This window comes from Pseudomonas sp. St290, assembly GCF_018325805.1.
Lineage (GTDB): Bacteria > Pseudomonadota > Gammaproteobacteria > Pseudomonadales > Pseudomonadaceae > Aquipseudomonas > Aquipseudomonas bijieensis.
On record NZ_AP014703.1, the window covers coordinates 3355108 to 3372824 of the forward strand.

Annotated in this window: 19 protein-coding genes and 3 pseudogenes; 9 read left to right on the top strand and 13 right to left on the bottom strand. The window is 56.2% G+C overall.

The window, feature by feature from the left end:
- Window positions 1-2 precede the first annotated feature (2 nt).
- Window positions 3-935 carry an NAD(P)-dependent alcohol dehydrogenase gene (locus tag PBDP_RS14790; protein ID WP_109754024.1) on the bottom strand — a complete coding sequence of 311 codons (933 nt, stop codon included), beginning with the start codon at window positions 933-935 and terminating at the stop codon, window positions 3-5.
- 338 nt (window positions 936-1273) lie between these two features.
- Here PBDP_RS14790 and PBDP_RS29925 point away from each other — a divergent pair.
- Window positions 1274-1447 (top strand): annotated as a pseudogene (locus PBDP_RS29925) (LysR family transcriptional regulator); the annotation flags it as partial.
- 161 nt (window positions 1448-1608) lie between these two features.
- Here the strand turns inward: PBDP_RS29925 and PBDP_RS14795 are convergent.
- The 4 genes from PBDP_RS14795 to PBDP_RS14810 all read right to left on the bottom strand — a co-directional run bounded on the left by PBDP_RS14795 (window position 1609) and on the right by PBDP_RS14810 (window position 3880).
- On the bottom strand, window positions 1609-1950 hold the full coding sequence (locus tag PBDP_RS14795) for a putative quinol monooxygenase (RefSeq protein ID WP_212802453.1): 342 nt from the start codon (window positions 1948-1950) through the stop codon (window positions 1609-1611).
- A gap of 88 nt (window positions 1951-2038) precedes the next feature.
- Window positions 2039-2449, bottom strand: a complete 411-nt coding sequence (locus PBDP_RS14800; RefSeq protein ID WP_109754025.1) for a DUF1330 domain-containing protein — start codon at window positions 2447-2449, stop codon at window positions 2039-2041.
- 39 nt (window positions 2450-2488) lie between these two features.
- Window positions 2489-2902: a putative quinol monooxygenase gene (locus PBDP_RS14805; protein ID WP_109754026.1), complete on the bottom strand. Its 414-nt coding sequence runs from the start codon at window positions 2900-2902 to the stop codon at window positions 2489-2491.
- A gap of 72 nt (window positions 2903-2974) precedes the next feature.
- Window positions 2975-3880, bottom strand: coding sequence for a LysR family transcriptional regulator (locus PBDP_RS14810; protein ID WP_109754027.1), 906 nt, complete (start codon window positions 3878-3880; stop codon window positions 2975-2977).
- A 195-nt stretch (window positions 3881-4075) separates the two neighbouring features.
- On the opposite strand from PBDP_RS14810, the gene PBDP_RS14815 reads away from it, so the two are divergent.
- From PBDP_RS14815 to PBDP_RS14830, 4 genes and pseudogenes are all read left to right on the top strand, one after another.
- Window positions 4076-4648: a flavodoxin family protein gene (locus PBDP_RS14815; protein WP_109754028.1), complete on the top strand. Its 573-nt coding sequence runs from the start codon at window positions 4076-4078 to the stop codon at window positions 4646-4648.
- A gap of 36 nt (window positions 4649-4684) precedes the next feature.
- The gene (locus tag PBDP_RS14820; RefSeq protein ID WP_109754029.1) at window positions 4685-4984 is read left to right on the top strand and encodes a superoxide dismutase; all 300 of its coding nucleotides are present in this window, start codon (window positions 4685-4687) and stop codon (window positions 4982-4984) included.
- A gap of 64 nt (window positions 4985-5048) precedes the next feature.
- Window positions 5049-5198 (top strand): annotated as a pseudogene (locus tag PBDP_RS14825) (NAD(P)-dependent alcohol dehydrogenase); the annotation flags it as partial.
- 12 nt (window positions 5199-5210) lie between these two features.
- A complete protein-coding gene (locus PBDP_RS14830; protein ID WP_109754030.1) occupies window positions 5211-5900 on the top strand; it encodes a type 1 glutamine amidotransferase domain-containing protein in 690 nt (229 codons plus the stop codon).
- A 114-nt stretch (window positions 5901-6014) separates the two neighbouring features.
- Here the strand turns inward: PBDP_RS14830 and PBDP_RS14835 are convergent, their stop codons facing one another.
- The gene (locus tag PBDP_RS14835) at window positions 6015-6755 is read right to left on the bottom strand and encodes an SDR family oxidoreductase (RefSeq protein WP_109754031.1); all 741 of its coding nucleotides are present in this window, start codon (window positions 6753-6755) and stop codon (window positions 6015-6017) included.
- A 296-nt stretch (window positions 6756-7051) separates the two neighbouring features.
- On the opposite strand from PBDP_RS14835, the gene PBDP_RS14840 reads away from it, so the two are divergent.
- From PBDP_RS14840 to PBDP_RS14850, 3 genes are all read left to right on the top strand, one after another.
- A complete protein-coding gene (locus PBDP_RS14840) occupies window positions 7052-8083 on the top strand; it encodes an amidohydrolase family protein (protein ID WP_212802454.1) in 1032 nt (343 codons plus the stop codon).
- Between the two features lie 282 nt (window positions 8084-8365).
- Complete coding sequence (locus PBDP_RS14845) at window positions 8366-8857, top strand: (R)-mandelonitrile lyase (protein WP_178082487.1); 492 nt, start codon at window positions 8366-8368, stop codon at window positions 8855-8857.
- Window positions 8854-9642, top strand: coding sequence for a carboxymuconolactone decarboxylase family protein (locus PBDP_RS14850; protein ID WP_109754033.1), 789 nt, complete (start codon window positions 8854-8856; stop codon window positions 9640-9642). Before PBDP_RS14845 ends, PBDP_RS14850 begins: the two co-directional genes overlap by 4 nt.
- Before the next feature lie 4 nt (window positions 9643-9646).
- Here PBDP_RS14850 and PBDP_RS14855 read toward each other — a convergent pair whose 3' ends face one another.
- The 7 genes from PBDP_RS14855 to PBDP_RS14885 all read right to left on the bottom strand — a co-directional run bounded on the left by PBDP_RS14855 (window position 9647) and on the right by PBDP_RS14885 (window position 16410).
- A complete protein-coding gene (locus PBDP_RS14855; protein WP_109754034.1) occupies window positions 9647-10561 on the bottom strand; it encodes a LysR family transcriptional regulator in 915 nt (304 codons plus the stop codon).
- 28 nt (window positions 10562-10589) lie between these two features.
- Window positions 10590-12800 carry an aldehyde oxidoreductase molybdenum-binding subunit PaoC gene (gene paoC / locus PBDP_RS14860; RefSeq protein WP_109754035.1) on the bottom strand — a complete coding sequence of 737 codons (2211 nt, stop codon included), beginning with the start codon at window positions 12798-12800 and terminating at the stop codon, window positions 10590-10592.
- Between the two features lie 52 nt (window positions 12801-12852).
- Window positions 12853-13803, bottom strand: coding sequence for an FAD binding domain-containing protein (locus PBDP_RS14865; RefSeq protein WP_109754036.1), 951 nt, complete (start codon window positions 13801-13803; stop codon window positions 12853-12855).
- Window positions 13800-14468: an aldehyde dehydrogenase iron-sulfur subunit PaoA gene (gene paoA / locus PBDP_RS14870; protein WP_109754037.1), complete on the bottom strand. Its 669-nt coding sequence runs from the start codon at window positions 14466-14468 to the stop codon at window positions 13800-13802. Before paoA ends, PBDP_RS14865 begins: the two co-directional genes overlap by 4 nt.
- Window positions 14469-14913: 445 nt before the next feature.
- Window positions 14914-15339, bottom strand: a complete 426-nt coding sequence (locus PBDP_RS30315; protein WP_109754038.1) for a LysR substrate-binding domain-containing protein — start codon at window positions 15337-15339, stop codon at window positions 14914-14916.
- 421 nt (window positions 15340-15760) lie between these two features.
- Window positions 15761-16117: a type II toxin-antitoxin system RelE/ParE family toxin gene (locus PBDP_RS14880; protein ID WP_212802456.1), complete on the bottom strand. Its 357-nt coding sequence runs from the start codon at window positions 16115-16117 to the stop codon at window positions 15761-15763.
- Between the two features lie 2 nt (window positions 16118-16119).
- Window positions 16120-16410, bottom strand: a complete 291-nt coding sequence (locus PBDP_RS14885; protein ID WP_212802457.1) for a type II toxin-antitoxin system ParD family antitoxin — start codon at window positions 16408-16410, stop codon at window positions 16120-16122.
- A gap of 280 nt (window positions 16411-16690) precedes the next feature.
- On the opposite strand from PBDP_RS14885, the pseudogene PBDP_RS14890 reads away from it, so the two are divergent.
- Window positions 16691-17673: pseudogene (locus PBDP_RS14890) on the top strand (5'-nucleotidase).
- Window positions 17674-17717 lie beyond the last annotated feature (44 nt).

The window sequence follows — 17717 nt, forward strand, 5'->3', positions numbered from 1 at the left end:
GTCTACTCCATCGCGATGACACCTTTACCGCCGAGCTTACGGCCTTTCTCAAGCTCAGTGATAAGCCGAATCGACTCGGACATCGAAACGGTTTCCGCAACTCGGACGTTGTAGCGCCTCTCACTGGCAGCCTTGGCAAGCTTATCCAATATCTCGGCGCGCGGTGAGCCTATGATCATTTTGAGTCTGCGATCAAAAAAAGCGCGGACAAACTTACCTAGGCCGGGGTTTAGATCAAGAAACACGCCTCCCGATTTTAGCGTCGCAACGCCTTTAGATATCGGCAGCGTTGCCGCGGTGTCGTAAACCACGTCGAATCGAGTGGCAATACTCGATAGCTGCATGTTCCGATAATCATAAACAGTCTGCACACCCAGCGACTTTGCTCGCTGCATGTCCCTGTCACTGCAACTGCCCGAGACGACGGCCCCATGAATCAGAGCTATTTGTACAGCGGCTTCGCCTACGGCTCCGGCACATCCATTGACGAAGACATGCTGGCCGGCTCGCAGCTTGGCCTTGTCTATAAGCCCGTTCCAGGCAGTTATACCTGGGGTGCCCAGGCAGGCGGCGTGCTCGAATGACACATCATCCGGCTTATGGGCTAAAAACGCCTCTTTTGTGATAACAGCATGGCCAAACGCTCCGCTTTCTTTAAATCGAGCAAGTCCAAACACCGGGTCCCCGACCTTGAATCGCGTGACGCCGGCGCCGATCGATATAACCCTGCCAGAGAAATCCATTCCCATCGTGCGAGGGAATTTCCGACCGGTAACGATCTTCATTTGCCCAGTCCGCAGCTTCCAGTCAATTGGATTGATCGCTGAAAACTTGACACTGACACCGACCTCACCTTCGCCTGGGGTAGGAAGCTCAAAGTCTTGAACCTGCATAACCTCTGGCCCGCCATATCTGCTGTACTGAATGCGTTTCATGATGCGTCTCCAAACTCCGGCATACGACTGGGGTAGTCACCGAGTGGAATCTACAGAGCAAGGCGGTCAGTTTTTGTCACCATTCGATCAGCTTTCTACTTAGTTCGCCTGTGCTGAGCTGTCGCCGATTTCGATGGTGTGCAATTGTTCGTTGAGGTAGTTGAAGCCGATGGTTTTGCCAAGGCTGGCAAACGACGTGCTCGCACTTTGAGCTTCCCAAGATCCTCGAAAGCCAAGCGCCAATTAACCCGACATCACCAGCGCAGCAAGTTACCGGTGTATCACGCTCATTTACGCAAGCACGGGGGGAGTCGGGGTCGAGCAGGCCGGCGCGATCACTGGCGGAACCGGTACGTGACTGGCCGTGGATTCTGCAGCCGCAACCCCGCCCGGCGCGTATCAGCTTTCACTTGGCGTTGCAGGACCTGGCACTGCCCAGCCCGCCCGATATCATCGAATGCGGCTCGGTGTATTTGATGCAGCAACTGATCCAACTGACCGATGCGGTGATGTGTCATCGGAAAGCGCCTGTGTAGGAGGGGGCTTGACCGCGAAGGTCGTTGACGCGGCCCCCTATGGAAACGTGGAGCTTCCATGGCAGAGGGCGGCCCACTGATGGTGATAAATATCTGTAAGGTCTTGAGCCATTATTGGGCTCGATACCTGATCTATTTTACTGGACACACCAATCGAAGCTCTTGGCCCCTAGAACCGCTGGAGAGGTTTGTATGATCTGTCGCGAAATGACCTTGCCCTCGCTTGCTCGAAGGAACGTCTTGAAATGTGCAGATTCCACGTGTGCCTGATAAGCCGCCTGATCCCGATAAACCTCCACCACATAGAGCCTGGTCGGGTCGTCTGTATCAACGGCGCAATACATTGAGAAAACACCCGGCTCGCTCCGTAACGACGTCTCAATATTTATCCTGCCTGCTTCGAGAAACGGTGGTATGTCGTGTGGATCGAGCACGAACTCGAAGATTCGCAGGATTGGAACATCATTTTCGATGGCCATGGTTTATTTGCTCCAACGGATCGCTATCAACATGATCATGGCAGGTCTTCCAAGCCCCTCTGATCCACACGCTCATGGTTATCACTTTCTACTTCGGCTCGCCTTCGACGATATAGGCATTGGTATGGCCTGATCGCTGCCGGAAGGGCCGGATCTTGGCGTACTCAGGTGAGTTGTACCAGGCACGAGCCTGCTCAAGGCTATCGAACTCGATGATGATCAACCGATGACTCGGTGGACTGCCTTCGAGCGGGCTGACTCCGGGGGCACGCACTATGTATCGTCCGCTGTAGCGCTCAAACGTGGCATCCACCTGATCCCGGTATGGCTTGATTCCCTCCGGGTCGGTCAGTTCGAATTCGGCAATGTAGTAGGCAGGGGCGCTTCCTTTAGCCTGCTGAGCCTGGGGAGGCGGTGTCTGAGCTTGGGCAATGGGCGCGCCAAGGGTCAAGATTACAGTCGCGACGGCCATATAAAATGCGGTGTTATTCAGCTTCATTGGTCATGCTCCTTCGCAAGATTGAGGTGGCGTTGGTCGTCAGTCAGGCTGTGGCGCTTTGGCGCTGAGTTGGACGGGTTGTGTTTCAATCAGCTTGCGCGACAAGATCATGGGCTGTGTGATCGCTACATATTTCTTGAAGTGCGGGGATTCGATGTGTGCTCGATAGGCTTCCTCGCTAGCGTATATCTCGAAAAAACGAAGACTGTTGGGCTTTCCCTTTTCCGCGACTGAATAGATGGCGAGCACGCCAGGTTCAACGCGGATGGATTCTTCCATTTCTTCCCTGACGGCCACCTTGTAGGCTTCAAGCTGTGCCGGATCGATCACCAATTCGGCAATGCGTACGACGGTCGCGGGTGTCTCTTGTGCCTGCACCGTACCTGCTCCGAGGCTAAATGCCACACCAGCGCAAAATAGCGCCGACAGGAGTCGGTTTCTGTTTTTTGTCATGTGATATCTCCTTGGGTCAATGGGGTCTGATGCAGCGGCGCATGACTTACCTTTCAATCATCGAGGGTGCTTTCAGTCTTGCGGGTATTTCTCCAACTCGCATACAAGCACGTCGATAGCAAGTCGAGATCGAAGCGGCTGATATTGGGCAGCAGGCCAGACCACATAGCACTCCATGGCTGCTCTAGGCCGATCTCCCCATATCTCTACGAGCGAGCCCTGCTGCATCCGATCCCGGATCAGCCAGTAAGGAAGCCAAGCCAGGCCCATGCCCTCGGCGGCGGCATCCGCAATCACCTCCAAGTCGTCGAAGCGCAGGCGTGAAGTGACATTAACGTCAACCAGCGCACCTTTTGCGTCGGGAAGCTTCCACGCCAAACCGTGATCGTTGCGCCAGTATGGAAGTAGGTCATGGTCAGTCAGATCGGCTAACGTGTGTGGCTCGCCCCGTCGTTCAAGATAAGCCTGCGAGGCGCACAGCACCTTTCGTTGACTGACTAACTGGCGCGCACGCAGGGTCGAGCCATTGCCTAGCCGACCGTTGCGCACTGCGAGGTCAAAACCCTCGGCGATCAAGTCAACCTGGCGGTCGCTGAAATTGAGCTCCAGCTCTAGGTTGGGATGTTGGCGCGCATATGACCGCAAAATGGGCGCGACACGATAGCGCCCGAACAAAACAGGAAGCGTGACTCGCAACTTGCCGACGACCTCCCGCCGGCCGTTCTCCAGCATGGTCTCACCCGCGCGCAACTCATCGATCGCACGTAGGCAGCGCTCATAGTACTGCTGGCCGTCCTCGGTCAGACACTGAGTTCTCGTGGTCCGCTGAAACAGCTGAACGCCAAGTCGCTCCTCTAGACGTGCAATCGCCTTGCCGACCGCCGAGCGCGTCAAGGAAACCCGTTCACCGGCTTTCGCAAAACCACCGGCGTCGACGACTTCCACGAACAGCTGCACACCATCGAATCTATCCCGCACGGCTAGCTCCCTTGGATTGTAGAATTAAAGGACGCACTGACGATAACTATTACCTCCAATGCTGATTAATATTCTACTTTAAAGTAGCACAGCAGCACACGGTGTCTCTCTGTGCTTTTGCAACGTTGTGGTTCACACCAAAAGAACTACCTGCCTATGGATCTCACGTATGGCCAAAGAACAGGGGGGAGTTATATGAAGTTGATCTCAATTGTGTATGACAGTGGTTATGGTCATACCGCACGTGTGGCCGAGGCAGTTGCTGAAGGCGCCAGATCGGTCGACGGTGCCGACGTCCGGCTGATCGCCGTGGCGGATGGTCCGATCGACTGGGAGCGGCTAGAGAAGAGCGACGCGATTATCTTCGGCTCACCGACTTATAACGGCATGATCAGCGCTCGCTTCAAGCAGTTCTTTGAGGACTCCACGAAGGCCGCGTGGATCGAACTCAAGTGGCGCGACAAGCTCGCTGCCGGTTTCACCAATTCTGGCGCGCAGCACGGCGACAAGCTGAATTCGCTGGTCTCCATGGCGCTGTTCGCCGCTCAGCACGGCATGATCTGGCTTGGTCTGGACATGATGCCGGGTAACAGCAGTAGCACCGGTAGCGAAAACGATCTCAATCGTCATGGAAGTTGGCTCGGCGCCATGACGCAGTCGAACAACGACCAAGGCGCCGATCTCACGCCGATTCGCAGTGATCTCGATACCGCCTCTTATCTAGGCAAACGGGTCGCCCAGACTGCCCGTCGATTCAATTCTGTATAAGCCATTTCGCCTCAAATCCAATCCAGGAGCAAGACCATGAAATTGCTTTGCCTCGACGTCCCGCAGCCCGGCGCCACGATGGAAAAATATGCACCACATATGGCGGACGAAGTCCGCCACACCTGGCAGATGTACAAGGGCGACATTATCCGGGATATCTATTTCCGGCAGGATCGTCCCGGTGTCGCGATCATCGCCGAAGCCGAATCTGTCGAAGTCGCCAAGGCAGCATTGGCCGAGTTCCCGCTCGCCAAGGCAGGCCTCATTGATTGGGAGGTTATCCCGCTTGGTCCCTTCACCAACTGGGAAGCGCTGTTCGCTGCTGGCAACGCCTGAGACCAACAACAGGAGGCACCGATGGGATCGACCGCGCTGCGCAAGTGGAGCGGCCGGATTCGGACAGGAGATGCTGGATTTCTGTGGAGAGCACGGCATTGTCTCGGACGTCGAGATCATTCCCATCCAGAAGATTAACGAAGCCTACGAGCGCATGTTGAAAAGCGATGTGAAGTACCGCTTCGTCATCGATATGGCCACGATAAAGTCCTGAGGAAGTAAAAACATGACAAGCACGATCAAACCCATCCTGTGCGTGGTCACCAGCCATCCGATCCGCGGCGACAGTGGCGAACCCACCGGTTTCGCCATGGTTGAGCTGACCCATCCGCTGGAAGTCTTCGAGGCAGCTGGGATTGCGGTGGAGATCGCTTCCATCCGAGGAGGTCATCCGCCGATCGACTTCTTTGACTTGTCCGATTCAACCAACGACCACTACTGGAAGGACAAGGGCTTCCGAGACGCACTGGCTCATTCCCTGGTGCTCAGCGATCTCGACCCCTCGCGCTACTCGGCGGTCTTCTTCGTCGGCGGCCATGGCACGATGTGGGACTTTGCGGACAGCGCGGCTGTGCAGAAGGTCATTCGCGAGATATGGGAGGCCGGCGGCATCGTCTCGGCCGTTTGCCACGGCCCGGCCGCGCTGGTGAATGCGACATTGTCGGACGGCAGCTATCTCGTCGCCGGCAAGAAGCTCGCATCCTTCACGGATGAGGAAGAGGCCGAGGTCCAGTACACCACGGTTGTGCCGTATTTGCTGGCGAGCACGTTAAAGGCGCGCGGCGCACTGCATCAGCCAGCCCCTAACTGGTCAGAGCAAGTGGTAACCGATGGGCACCTGGTGACCGGCCAAAACCCAGCCTCAGCGCGTGGCGTGGGCAAAGCGGTCGTCGCCCAGTTGAAGGCGACGACCTGACGGAGGGACGGAAGTGGTTCGTCTGCCGATTTTGTCATCGGGGCTGGCACGATTCTGGCTCCGATATGGAGGCAGCATGCAGCCACGATCATTCAGGGCCCGCTTGGGTTCGAATCAGCCGAGGCTGTTCATTCTTTCGAACATGGCTTCTCCAAGCTCGCGTGTCTTGGCCGAAACACCGATCAACACTTCATCCTTGCCTTCGGCAAGTTGCTCAAGCGTCTCCTTGGCGAAGTCGTCGGGGGTGACCATCATGTGATTGACGGTGCCTTCGCTGCGGGCGCCGCCACCCAGTCCGGTATCGACGATCGGCGGGGCGATCTCGATCACTCGGATGCCGGTCGTCTTGAGTTGATGCCGCAGACTGAGCGTGAAGGAGTGAATCGCGGCCTTGGTCGCGCAGTAGACCGGCACGTCAGCCATGGGCGAGAAGGCCAAGCCCGAACTGACGTTAATCACATAGGCTTGGGCTTGCAGCCTGAGCGTAGGCAACAAGTCAGCAATCAAGTGGATGGGCGCAGTGAAATTGATCGCCACTTCTTGATCCAAGCTGTCCGTTGCGGGATCGGTGGTGAAGTCGCGATGCGCCTGGATGCCGGCATTGTTGATAAGGACGTTCAGGGTCGGATGGTGGGTCTTCAACCACTGAACCAATGCACGGCGACTGACCGCGTCGGCCACGTCGCAGACGTGCGTAACCAAGGCCGGCACCGCGTCCTTGGCCTGCCGCAAGGCGGTCTCGCTACGGCCGCAGATGATGACCTTATTGCCTTCGCTGGAAAAGCGTTTTGCCAGCGCCAAGCCGATGCCTGTTGCGCCGCCAGTAATGAGAATGGTGTTGTCTGTAAGTTTCATCGTCTTTCCTTCCGTGTTGATAGAGAAGGTGTGCCGACGATTAATGAGGTATCCGCGGGCACACCTTCGCAACCGGCAAGCCGGGCTAGGTGTCGCGGATACCCCATGGGGAGGAGTTGCCGTTCCGTGGAACAGCGACCGGGCTACCATCCGGCCAGCACTCTTTCGACGGCTAGAACTTTATCGGTTTGATTGGCCGTTCACAACCATTTGCCGACGTTGGCAACGGGCACGCTTTGAAGGCGACAGAGAGCGCTCGTGAAGGGCGATCACTTTTCGGAACCCAGGAAGTCATCATGAAACTGATCTGTGTCGAAGAACATGTACTCGATTCTGCCATTGGTAAAGCTACGCAAATGCGCGCACTGGCGCAGGCTCCTTATCTTCCTGATTGGGGTAATCGCGTAACCGACGGTTGCAATGTCACGGATGACAGTCGTCCGCATGTGGTTGCGGCCAGCGAGTCGGCAAGAAAGGCACTGGAGATGGGCGCCGCACGTTTGGCGGACATGGACGCGGCGGGAATTGGCATGCAGGTGCTTTCCTATGGTGGGTTCCCCCAGTTGTTGCCTGCGCAAGAAGCCGTCGAACTGAATCGAGCTGCCAACGACAGGCTGGCCGAGGCTGCCCAAGCCCATCCAGAACGTTTCGCCGGCTTTGCAACCCTGCCGTGGCAGGCGCCGGAAGCAGCTGCACGGGAATTGGAGCGGGCAGTAAAGGAGCTGGGCCTCAAAGGAGCACTTATCAACGGCCGTCCTGGCGAAACGTTTCTGGACGATCCGCGCTATGCACCGATCCTGGCAGCGCTCGATGAAATGCAGGTGCCGCTGTTCGTCCATCCCGGCCTGCCGCTGCCGGCGGTGCAGGCCCCTTACTACGGTGGATTTGATCGCGAACTAACCGCTCGCCTGTCGATGTTCGCTTGGGGTTGGCACAACGAAGCCGGTATTCACGTCGTGCGTTTATTGCTTGCAGGTGTGTTTGACCGTTATCCAAATCTGCAGGTCATCAGCGGACACTGGGGGGAAATGGTGCCGTTCTACCTGCAGCGTTTGGAAGACTCCATTCCGCAGGAGGCCTCTGGCCTGAAACGACCCATCGTGCAGACTTATCGTGAGCATGTGTACGTCACCCCCAGTGGCATGCTGACGCTGCCGCACTTTCAGTTTGTTCATTCGTTGATGGGGTCTGAGCGCATCCTGCACTCCATCGACTATCCCTACCAAAGCCTGGATGGCGCGCGAGCCTTCATCGACGCACTCCCAATTAGCGATGCGGAGAAAGCACTCATCGCTCACGGTAATGCCGAACGTCTGCTGCGTCTTTGAAGCGAACAACCGGGCTGCAAAATACGCGGGCCGGGAACGCTTGAGTGCCTCGGCCACCGCCTTCACGACAATGGTGGGAGTATGGAAGCGGTCCCCGGGCGATCCCGCGAGGTCTCGGACCATCGCTCGCGCCAGCCGACGTTTGCGCAAGCCCAGCGCTGAGCGCACACCGGCCTATTGTTGAGGGCTGCTCATCGGTGCATAAACCAAACAGCCGGTAGTTGAACGTAGAGACATCAATTAGGTTGTTCGCAACTCTATTCATTGAGCAAGGAGCTACCGATGCGCCCAAGAGCAGCCATGCCTGCAGTCGCCCTGCTGGCCACCATCGCATTTAACGCCTGCGCTGCTGATGCCCCCTCCGAGCAATCCATGACGATCGTGAGAAATGGTGAGCAGGCATCCCTAATCGGGCCGCCAGCTAATTTTGTGGGGCATGCACGAATTGACCCTCTCTTCGCCCCACGGGCACCGTCGAAAGTCTCGGCAGGGTATGTGACCTTTCAACCGGGTGCGCGATCGATGTGGCATACCCACCCGTTGGGACAAATGTTGGTGGTCACAATGGGTACCGGATGGGTTCAACAAGAGGGCGCTGATAAACAGGTCATCAAGCCTGGAGACGTGATATGGACGCCGCCTGGCGTCAAGTATTGGCATGGCGCAACGAGCACGACCGGCGTGACTCACATGGCCATTCAAGAGACGCTTGACGGCAAAAATGTCGAGTGGCTTGAGCCAGTTACCGAAGCCCAGTACGGCGCTTCATTATGATTATTCGAACATTTGCAGCAGCAGGCTTAGCGCTGTGCTTGTCTGCATGCGCCACCCCCGAGGGGGCGCGGACTAAGGAAATTTCGCACATGTCAAATTCAGCCGATATACACGCCGCATCACCGGTAATGGCTCACAACGCTGGCACATTATTGCTCGGTGAGGTCTGGAAGCGCCCAGAGTTGTCTCCCCGTGACCGGAGCCTGGCAACGGTCGCCGTGCTGATTGCGCGAGGTCAGACAACTGAGCTGGCGGCATACCTGGATCTGGCGTTGAAGAACGGGGTGACGCCTTTGGAGTTGTCCGAAACTATCAACCATCTCGCATTTTATTCGGGTTGGGGTAACGCCGCTGGAGCAGCGCCGATTGCCAAAGAGGTGTTTAGCAAGCATGGCATAGCCTCTGACCAACTGGCGCCGGTGTCGCCCGTGCTATTGCCTATCGATCAGGCTGCCGAAGACGCACGCGTTGCAGCTGTCGACAAATCTGTTGGCCCGGTTTCGCCAGGGTTAGTGAAATTCACCACCAGTGCGTTATTCAACGATCTCTGGCTGCGTCCGGGTCTTGCGCCCAGAGACCGTAGCCTGATTACTGTTACGACGTTAGTTGCAAACGGTCAGGTTGCGCAGATCGGTTACCACCTTAATCGTGCGATGGACAATGGCCTGACGCAGACCGAGGCTTGCGAATTGCTTTCACATCTGGCGTTCTATGCTGGATGGCCTAACGCCTTCTCAGCCGTGCCGGTATTTAGCGATGTGTTCACCAAGCGCCAGGCGAGCTGAGTCGCTAGGGGAGTGGCCCCATGGGTTCGAGTTCGCGGATGAGGTCAATCAGTAGGCGAATGCCTACGGGAACTTGTCTGAAGCTTGAGTAGTAGATGTGAAAGCCTGGGTCATGGTGAGCCCAGTCCTCAAGGACTCGCCGCAGGGAGCCTTCCGTGATCTGTCGTTCGACGACCTTCGCAGGAACATACATCAAGCCGGCGCCGCGCATTGCCATCGCCACACCAACGCGGGTCTCATCGATAGTGATGGCGCCCGGCGCGTCTATCTCCATCTGTTGATCCTCCTTCGAGAATTGCCAGTGGTAAATGCGTGCATTCCCCAGACGCACGCGTAAACAACGATGTTGGTACAGCTCTTCCGGATGTAGCGGGGTGCCGAATCGCTCAAGGTAATCAGGCGCGCCAACGACGGCCCATGCCACATCGGGAGAGAGTCGTTGAGCGATCATGTCTTCGGGCACCGTCCCGCCGAAACGAATCCCTGCATCGTGGCCGTCGCCGATAATATCGACCATTCGGTTAGTCACGGTGAGGTCAACCTCGATGTCCGGATAGCGATCAATGAAAACCGGAAGAACGGGGCCGAGCAGCAGTTTTGCGCCATCGCTCAACACGTTCAGGCGGATACGCCCGGCTGGCTCATCGCGTAGCCGGTTCAGGGTCTCCAGCGCCTGTCCGATATCATTGACCGGGGTGCTGATGAGGCTTTGCAGCTCCTCACCAGCTGCTGTGAGTGTCACGCTTCGGGTGGTGCGATTGAGCAGTCGAACGCCAAGCCGTGTCTCCAGACCTTTCATGGCATGGCTCAGCGCAGACGCGCTGATGCCCACGTCCAGCCCCGCCTTTCTGAAGCTTTGATGCCGAGCGATGGCAAGGAAATAAACAATATCTGCCAGGTTCGTGCGGCTCAGTTGCATTGATGACTCCGAAGCAAAAGCGGTAAGGTCAGCCCACAGCGGGCAAGTGGTCAATCAACTTGTCGAGCGTAATGGGGTAATCACGAACCCTTATGCCGGTAGCGTTATAAACAGCGTTGGCAATCGCCGCTGCCGCTCCTGAAATACCGAGTTCGCCTACACCTTTAGCCTTCAGCGGAGTCGCATAGGAGTCAACTTCATCCAGGAAAATAACCTCCTGGTGGGGGATGTCGGCATGCACCGGTACTTCGTAGCCAGCCAGATCGTGATTAACAAAATAGCCCAAGCGGTGATCCACAATCATTTCTTCCATAAGTGCTGCACCCGCGCCCATGGTCATTCCCCCGATGATCTGACTACGTGCTGTTTTGGGGTTGAGTATTCTGCCTGCTGCGCACACTGCCAACTGGCGACGAATGCGAATTTCTCCTGTGGCCGCGTTTACACCAACCTCTACGAAGTGAGCGCCAAAGGTTTGTTGGGCATACTGCTTAGCCAAGTCGCCAAACTCCATGACGTCTTCGGCCTGCAAGTCGCCGTCTCTTGTCGCTTGTGCCAATGGTAGGTTTTTCGACCCTTCACGGACGTGACCATCGATAAATTCGGCTTTTGTCGGATCGAGGCCTAACTTGGTTGCGACCGCTTCTCTAAGTTTCACACAAGCAGCATAGACGCCCGCCGTGGATGAGGCTGCGCCCCATTGGCCGCCTGAACCCGATGACTCCGGAAATCTTGAGTCGCCCAGGTAGACGTTCACCTTGTCCATGTCCACGCCCATCATTTCCGCAGCCGTTTGAGCAATGATTGTGTAAGAACCGGTGCCAATATCGGTCATGTCGGTTTCGACGGTGACCATGCCTTTGCGATCAAGTCGCACGCGCGCAGCGGACTTTGTCGTGGGTGCGCCTCGAATCGCCGACGCCATCCCCAGCCCGACCCACCAACCGTCATGTAGTTCTTTAGCCGGTTGGGTACTACGCCGAGCCCAGCCAAAATGATCGGCTCCCGTATGCAGGCATTCGACTAACTGGCGCTGAGAGAACCGGCGATCAGGCTGCTCCGGGTCTACCTGAGTGTCGTTGATGACGCGAAACTTCACAGGATCAATCCCCAGTTTCTCAGCTATTTCGTCCATGGCAATTTCCAGTGCCATCATGCCTGGAGCTTCACCCGGCGCGCGCATGGCGCTACCTTCGGCAAGGTCGAGTTCGGCGAGATACAAGCGTGTCATGCGGTTTGCGCCCGCATACAAGGTTCGGGTCGATGCGGTGGCCGCTTCAGTGCGACCACCGCGCAGATTGCCAGACCAGCTCTCGTGGCCGACGGCAGTGAGTGTGCCGTCCGGATTTGCACCGAGCCGGATTCTTTGAATCGTCGCGGGTCTATGGGTCAGGTTGTTAAACATGAGCGGGCGGGGGAGTGCTACTTTCACCGGGCGCCCGGCCGCTCTAGCGGCAAGAGACGCCAATACGGCGTCGCACAGGATGGTGCCTTTTCCACCAAAGCCGCCGCCGATGTAGGGTGAGATCAGGTGAATGTTGTCTTTGGAGATGCCTAGCGTTTTAGCGAGGTCTCTGACACCCCAGTTCATCTGCTGAATGGATGTCCATAGCGTCAGTTTGTCTCCCTGCCACTGAGCGATGGTGGCATGAGGCTCCATCATCGCGTGGGCATGATCCGGGGTAGTGTAATGGCCGTCGAGGGTGACGGCTGCCTGCTTGAACGCGCCTTCGAAATCCCCGATCGCGGTGTGGGGAGGAGGGCCGAACGCACCCGGCGCGGGTGTCTTGGCTGACGCTCTCTGTGCGGCGAGGTCGTAGGCCCCAGGCTCTCTTACGTAGTAGACCCGAAGCAGAGTCGAAGCAGCCCTGGCTTGTTCAAACGTCTGTGCGACGACAATGGCTACGGCCTGGTGATAGTGATCGATCTTTGGGCCGGCAAGTGCGCGGTCAACGTAAAATTCGCCCTTGTCCAGTCGACCCGCATTCTCATAGGTGACGATTGTAATCACGCCACTGGCTTGGCGTGCTTCGCTCGAATCAATTGAGGAAATTCGACCTTTGCCGATTGCTGAACCCACGACATAGCCGTAGGCGGGGGGACTGACAGCGGCCTGTTGTTCGTAAGCATAGGTCGCCGTGCCGGTTGTTTTCAGTTTGCCTTCAACTCGATCTTTGGGTTGACCAATCACCTTCATTTGATCAATGGGATTGGTGCTCGCAGGCGTATCAAACTTCATGAGGCTTACTCCTGGTCAATCGACCGCAGCCGTGCAATGTCGGTGATGTCGCTTAGGAAGATGCGGTGGAAAGCGCAAGGCCAATTGTCCGTTCCGCCAGTTTGATCTTGAAGGCGTTCTGCGCGGTAGGATTAGCGGCAGCCAGCAAATGTGTGGCTACGGCCTTCGCGCCATCAGGCAGATAAGCTTCGGCCTCTTCACTTCGCCAAGGCTTGTACGCCACGCCTCCCAGGGCGAGTTGCCCCGTCCGGTCTGGCAGTATGATCGCCGCGACAGAAACCAGCGCAAACGCGTAGGAGGTGCGGTCACGAACCTTGTAGTAGATATGCTCGCCCCCTAAAGGTTTAGGCAGCGTCACGGCAGTAATCAGTTCGCCGTTGTTCAGGATGTTCTCGATATGTGGGGTGGTCCCCGGTGCGCTGTAAAGGTCGGCGAGATCAATCGTTCTAACTTGGCCGTCCGAGTTGAGTGTTTCTACCCTTGCGCCCAATGCTCGCATCGCCACAGCCATGTCACTGGGATGGCTTGCAATGCAGGCATCGCTGACCCCGACGATCGCTTGTTGCCGACTGGCGCCACCGATTGCAGAGCAGCCGGCACCCGGACGCCGCTTATTGCAAGGCTGATTGGTATCGTAAAAGTAGGCGCACCGGGTGCGTTGCAATAGATTGCCTGCCGTTGTGGCTTTGTTGCGCAATTGCCCTGACGCTCCCGCGAGCAGCGCCTTGGATAGTACGGCATAGTCTCGACGCACCTGAGGCGCAGCAGCCAAGTCAGTGTTACGCACCATGGCGCCGATCCTTAGCCCGCCGTCCTCAGTCGGGGTGATTTCATCGAGCGCCAGTCCGTTTACATCTATCAGGTGCTGGGGGATTTCTATTTCCAGTTTCATCAAGTCGAGCAAATTAGTACCGCCGGCGATGAATCGGGCGCCCGGGTTATTGGCAACGGCATTAACTGCTTGCTGCAAAGAGGTGGCTCGTTCGTAAGTAAAGGATTTCATGCCTCATCTCCGGCTATCTCTTGAATGGCATCGACGATGTTGGAGTACGCCCCGCAACGGCAGATATTTCCACTCATGCGCTCGCGAATTTCAGTGGCTGTGACGGTGCTACTGGCGATCAAATCGCTGGTGACGTGGCTGGGTATGCCGGCCTTTATCTCTTCAAGCATCGCGACTGCCGAGCAAATCTGCCCAGGCGTGCAGTAACCGCATTGGTAGCCGTCGTGCTTGATGAATGCCGCTTGCAGAGGGTGCAGGTTGTCCGGCGTACCGAGCCCTTCAATGGTGGTGATGCTGTCACCTTCATGCATGACCGCAAGCGTGAGGCACGCGTTTATTCGTCGACCTTCTACGATCACCGTACAGGCACCGCACTGGCCGTGGTCACAACCCTTCTTGGTGCCGGTTAAATGCAGCCTTTCTCGAAGGACGTCCAGGAGCGTGCTGCGGTTGTCGACATCCAAGGCAACTCGCCGCTCGTTGAGGGTAAACGTCACATGACTGCCTGGTGGGCTCTGCGCTGCTGATTTCGTGTTGGCAGTCGCTTGGGCATCATCGACCTTCGCTAATACGGCCGTGACCGCAGTACCTGCGGTACCTATCAGCACTTGTCGTCGGGAGAGTTCTATCCCAGCTCCCGTTGCGGTGGGGGTTTTAGTGTTCATCAACGTCTCCATTCGCAGTAGGTGTTGCTGAAGCCGGTGTTCAGTGTGGGAGCCTATGGCACTAGGTTGCAGCTGATAACTGGCGTTTTCAGAATGAATCCGTGAGCAGCGCTCAGTAATCCAGGCCAAGGCCCCGCGTGGACAGGAACCGGACCTGCGGGCTATTACTCGGTGGCGGAAAAAGAACACCCAAATTGGCTGCACTTCTTCGAGATCTATGCAGATGAGGCGGCATATCGAAGCCGTATGGCGTCTGCACATTTTCAGAAGTACATGAAGACAATCCAGTCGACGATTCTGTCCAGAGTCTCAGTCGAAACCGAACCAGTTCAACTCAGCACTCGCGGGGTCGATGACCGATTCTTCATGAGTGTGTGGTCTGTAAGAGAGTGACGCTGAGCACATCAGTTTTACGCTCAGGAACGCAAGGCACCGGCACGTTTGTTCAACGCCGCAAGCGCAGTGCCCCAACGATCAGCGACAGTGCGGGCGAAGATTGGCGGTGGTTTGCGTAGAAGATATGAAGCCCAGGAACGCTCGGCGCCCAGTCATTGAGCACGACTTGCAGGTTACCGTTCTCGATGTAAGGCCGTGCTAGCTCTTCCGGTATATACGTCAGACCTGAACCTACACTCGCAGCTTCGATAGCTTGGTAGGTTCGAGTTGAACGTCCACGAACCCTGCGTACGCCCTTCAGAAATAGGGCCGATTGATATTTTCGTTCAAGCAGTTTCAGTCGCAGAGATGTAGCCGTCCGGCCAATACATATTCCATTGAAAAAATCGACCGGGGTTCTCGGGCTTCGGAACATTCTGGAAATCGCAAAGGAGTATTTCGAATTGATCCGCCGGGTTTTGACTTTGTTGGACATTCAGCCATTGATCGAAGTGGATCGGAGAGCGCTTGACGGCGGTTTGGGAACAGCGGCTTGTGATTTTTTCGACACGGGGGAATGTTACACCTTAGGTTGGGGGCATCCTTTTCAAACCATCTAAAGCATGCCCTCAGATGTGCCCCCAATGGCGCAATCCACTGGAAGTGAATGGAGCTCCATGGTTTCTGGAAAGGCAGAAATGATCAGCCGAACAGCCCACCCGACGACGCCTAAAGACTCTCAGGGTCGCCAAAAAACATTTTGACTAGGCTCTAGGACAATGTTTTTAGGTCGACAACACTTTTGTATGCCCCCACTTTTGCCCCCATTCGTACCGAGTGTGCGAGTGATCGCGAATGGCGATCTCCGACGGACTTAGCTATTCCTGACCAGTTAAGCTGTTGGGCCAGGTCGCTGATCAGTCGTTAGGCAAGTGCAACTGCACTTCCATGGCGTCATGAAGGAGTCTGACAACCTCGATCACGTCGTCGTTTGCCACACGATAGAACACGATATGGCGTGGGCTTTTGACCGTTCCATGGGTTTGTTTGGCCTGCTGGCGTGAGTAGATGAGGTGATAGCTGCGAAGGCCCGGTGCAAGCTCATCGCGGTCATTGCTGCCAATGCGATAAGGCGTGTCGGCCAGCGCTTGCAACGCCGCGAGGATCAGCGTCTGGTAGCGCTGGCGTGCTTGATCGCCGAACTGCGTCTGGGAGAGCCTAAGGATGTCGACAATGTCGGCGCGCGCCGGGTTGGAAATCCGATACTGCGGCATGCTCAGTGTTTCTCTCTCGCGGGGAGGGTTGCTTCCAGGCTCAAGCCCTCAAGGTAGTGCTCCAGATCCCCTTCGTTCACCTGAGTAAAGCGCTCGTGCTCAAGATCCATGATGCCGATCGAGGTCGCCTGACGCAGTGCCTCAATTTTGGCGGTGTCTTCGGCGACGCGCTGCTCCAATAAACGTAAACCTTCTCGCATCACTTCGCTGGCATTCTGATAACGGCCGGACTGCACCAAGTCATGGATAACCTGTTCCTGGTGAGGGGTGAGCACAACGTTTCGCGTTGCCATAACTAGCTCCAGTTTCACGTAAACAGATACTTTTGATTGGTGGCATATTATGCCATCTTCTCTCAGGGGAATAGCTTGAGGCCGACGTCCGGCGATCAGGTGATGGGTGGCTCAGAGTCAACCCCCTACATAAAGCAACCTGCTGATTGATTTGAAGATTGATATGCCTGACTGTGCATGCAGGAGGCGCGCGATGTGTGCTTCTCGATCCGCCCTGAAATCGATCGGCATGTTTGATGCCCATCAATATCTGCGTTTAGAGGCATCAAGAGAGGTTCCAATGCCCTACGAGTTAGAAAATCGCCTGGTGATCGGCGTCGCTTCCAGCGCTGTGTTTGATTTGCTGGCATCGGACGCAGTGTTTCAGAGTCAGGGGGAGGAGGAATACCGCAAGTTTCAGCAAAAAAATCTTCACGTCCCGCTTCCTAAGGGGATAGCGTTCCCCTTCATCAAGCGCTTACTGTCAGTGAATGACCTGAGCGTCGATCCAACGGATCCGCTCGTCGAGGTAATACTTCTTTCGCGCAATGATCCCGACACTGGGCTGCGCGTACTGAAGACTATCGAGCACTACGGGCTTGGGATGACAAGGGCGATTTTCATGCAGGGAAAATCCCCTTATGAATACATACCAGCACTGAATATCGCTTTATTTTTGTCGGGTGACAAAAAAGACGTGGAAGCGGCTATCAAGGCCGGGTACCCGGCTGGCCAGGTGCTCGATTCAAAATTCGAAGACGACGAAACTGATAAAACCCTACGCATCGCATTCGACTTTGACGGCGTACTCGCCGGCGATGAGTCCGAAACAATCATGCAGGCCTCTGGATTGTCTGAGTTCCATGCGCACGAAGTGAAGAACGTTATGCAGCCCATAACCCTGGGCCGCTGAAGGAATTCATGGTGCGGATATCCAAAATCCAGTCGGTCGAGGAGAAGCACAAAAAGCTCAATCCCAAATACGAAAACCGCATACGCGTCTCGATCGTCACAGCCCGCAATGCTCCGTCTCATGAGCGTGCGATGAATACACTCAAGAGTTGGGGTGTCATGGCCAATGACGCATTCTTCCTGGGTGGCATCGAGAAAGGCAAAATTTTAGGCGTATTGAAACCACACATCTTCTTCGATGACCAATCAGGGCACCTTAAATCGACTAGCGCAGTTGCTCCATCCGTGCACATTCCTTTCGGCATCACCAACCATGTCGCGACAGTGGTTGCGCTAGAGCCTGAAGCTGATCAGGTCCAGCAGGTGATGTAATACGGAGGATTGAGCGCGTAATGCTAAAGGAGTCCGTATAGGTT

Excerpts from the sequence above, each read along its gene's own strand:
- PBDP_RS14835 (WP_109754031.1), bottom strand. The coding sequence starts at position 6,755 with ATGAAACTTACAGACAACACCATTCTCATTACTGGCGGCGCAACAGGC.
- PBDP_RS14790 (WP_109754024.1), bottom strand. The coding sequence starts at position 935 with ATGAAACGCATTCAGTACAGCAGATATGGCGGGCCAGAGGTTATGCAG.
- PBDP_RS14845 (WP_178082487.1), top strand. The coding sequence starts at position 8,366 with ATGCGCCCAAGAGCAGCCATGCCTGCAGTCGCCCTGCTGGCCACCATC.
- PBDP_RS14815 (WP_109754028.1), top strand. The coding sequence starts at position 4,076 with ATGAAGTTGATCTCAATTGTGTATGACAGTGGTTATGGTCATACCGCA.
- PBDP_RS14795 (WP_212802453.1), bottom strand. The coding sequence starts at position 1,950 with ATGGCCATCGAAAATGATGTTCCAATCCTGCGAATCTTCGAGTTCGTG.
- PBDP_RS14865 (WP_109754036.1), bottom strand. The coding sequence starts at position 13,803 with ATGAAATCCTTTACTTACGAACGAGCCACCTCTTTGCAGCAAGCAGTT.
- PBDP_RS14850 (WP_109754033.1), top strand. The coding sequence starts at position 8,854 with ATGATTATTCGAACATTTGCAGCAGCAGGCTTAGCGCTGTGCTTGTCT.
- PBDP_RS14805 (WP_109754026.1), bottom strand. The coding sequence starts at position 2,902 with ATGACAAAAAACAGAAACCGACTCCTGTCGGCGCTATTTTGCGCTGGT.
- PBDP_RS30315 (WP_109754038.1), bottom strand. The coding sequence starts at position 15,339 with ATGTCCAACAAAGTCAAAACCCGGCGGATCAATTCGAAATACTCCTTT.
- PBDP_RS14830 (WP_109754030.1), top strand. The coding sequence starts at position 5,211 with ATGACAAGCACGATCAAACCCATCCTGTGCGTGGTCACCAGCCATCCG.
- PBDP_RS14840 (WP_212802454.1), top strand. The coding sequence starts at position 7,052 with ATGAAACTGATCTGTGTCGAAGAACATGTACTCGATTCTGCCATTGGT.
- PBDP_RS14880 (WP_212802456.1), bottom strand. The coding sequence starts at position 16,117 with ATGCCGCAGTATCGGATTTCCAACCCGGCGCGCGCCGACATTGTCGAC.
- paoA (WP_109754037.1), bottom strand. The coding sequence starts at position 14,468 with ATGAACACTAAAACCCCCACCGCAACGGGAGCTGGGATAGAACTCTCC.
- PBDP_RS14855 (WP_109754034.1), bottom strand. The coding sequence starts at position 10,561 with ATGCAACTGAGCCGCACGAACCTGGCAGATATTGTTTATTTCCTTGCC.
- paoC (WP_109754035.1), bottom strand. The coding sequence starts at position 12,800 with ATGAAGTTTGATACGCCTGCGAGCACCAATCCCATTGATCAAATGAAG.
- PBDP_RS14800 (WP_109754025.1), bottom strand. The coding sequence starts at position 2,449 with ATGAAGCTGAATAACACCGCATTTTATATGGCCGTCGCGACTGTAATC.
- PBDP_RS14820 (WP_109754029.1), top strand. The coding sequence starts at position 4,685 with ATGAAATTGCTTTGCCTCGACGTCCCGCAGCCCGGCGCCACGATGGAA.
- PBDP_RS14885 (WP_212802457.1), bottom strand. The coding sequence starts at position 16,410 with ATGGCAACGCGAAACGTTGTGCTCACCCCTCACCAGGAACAGGTTATC.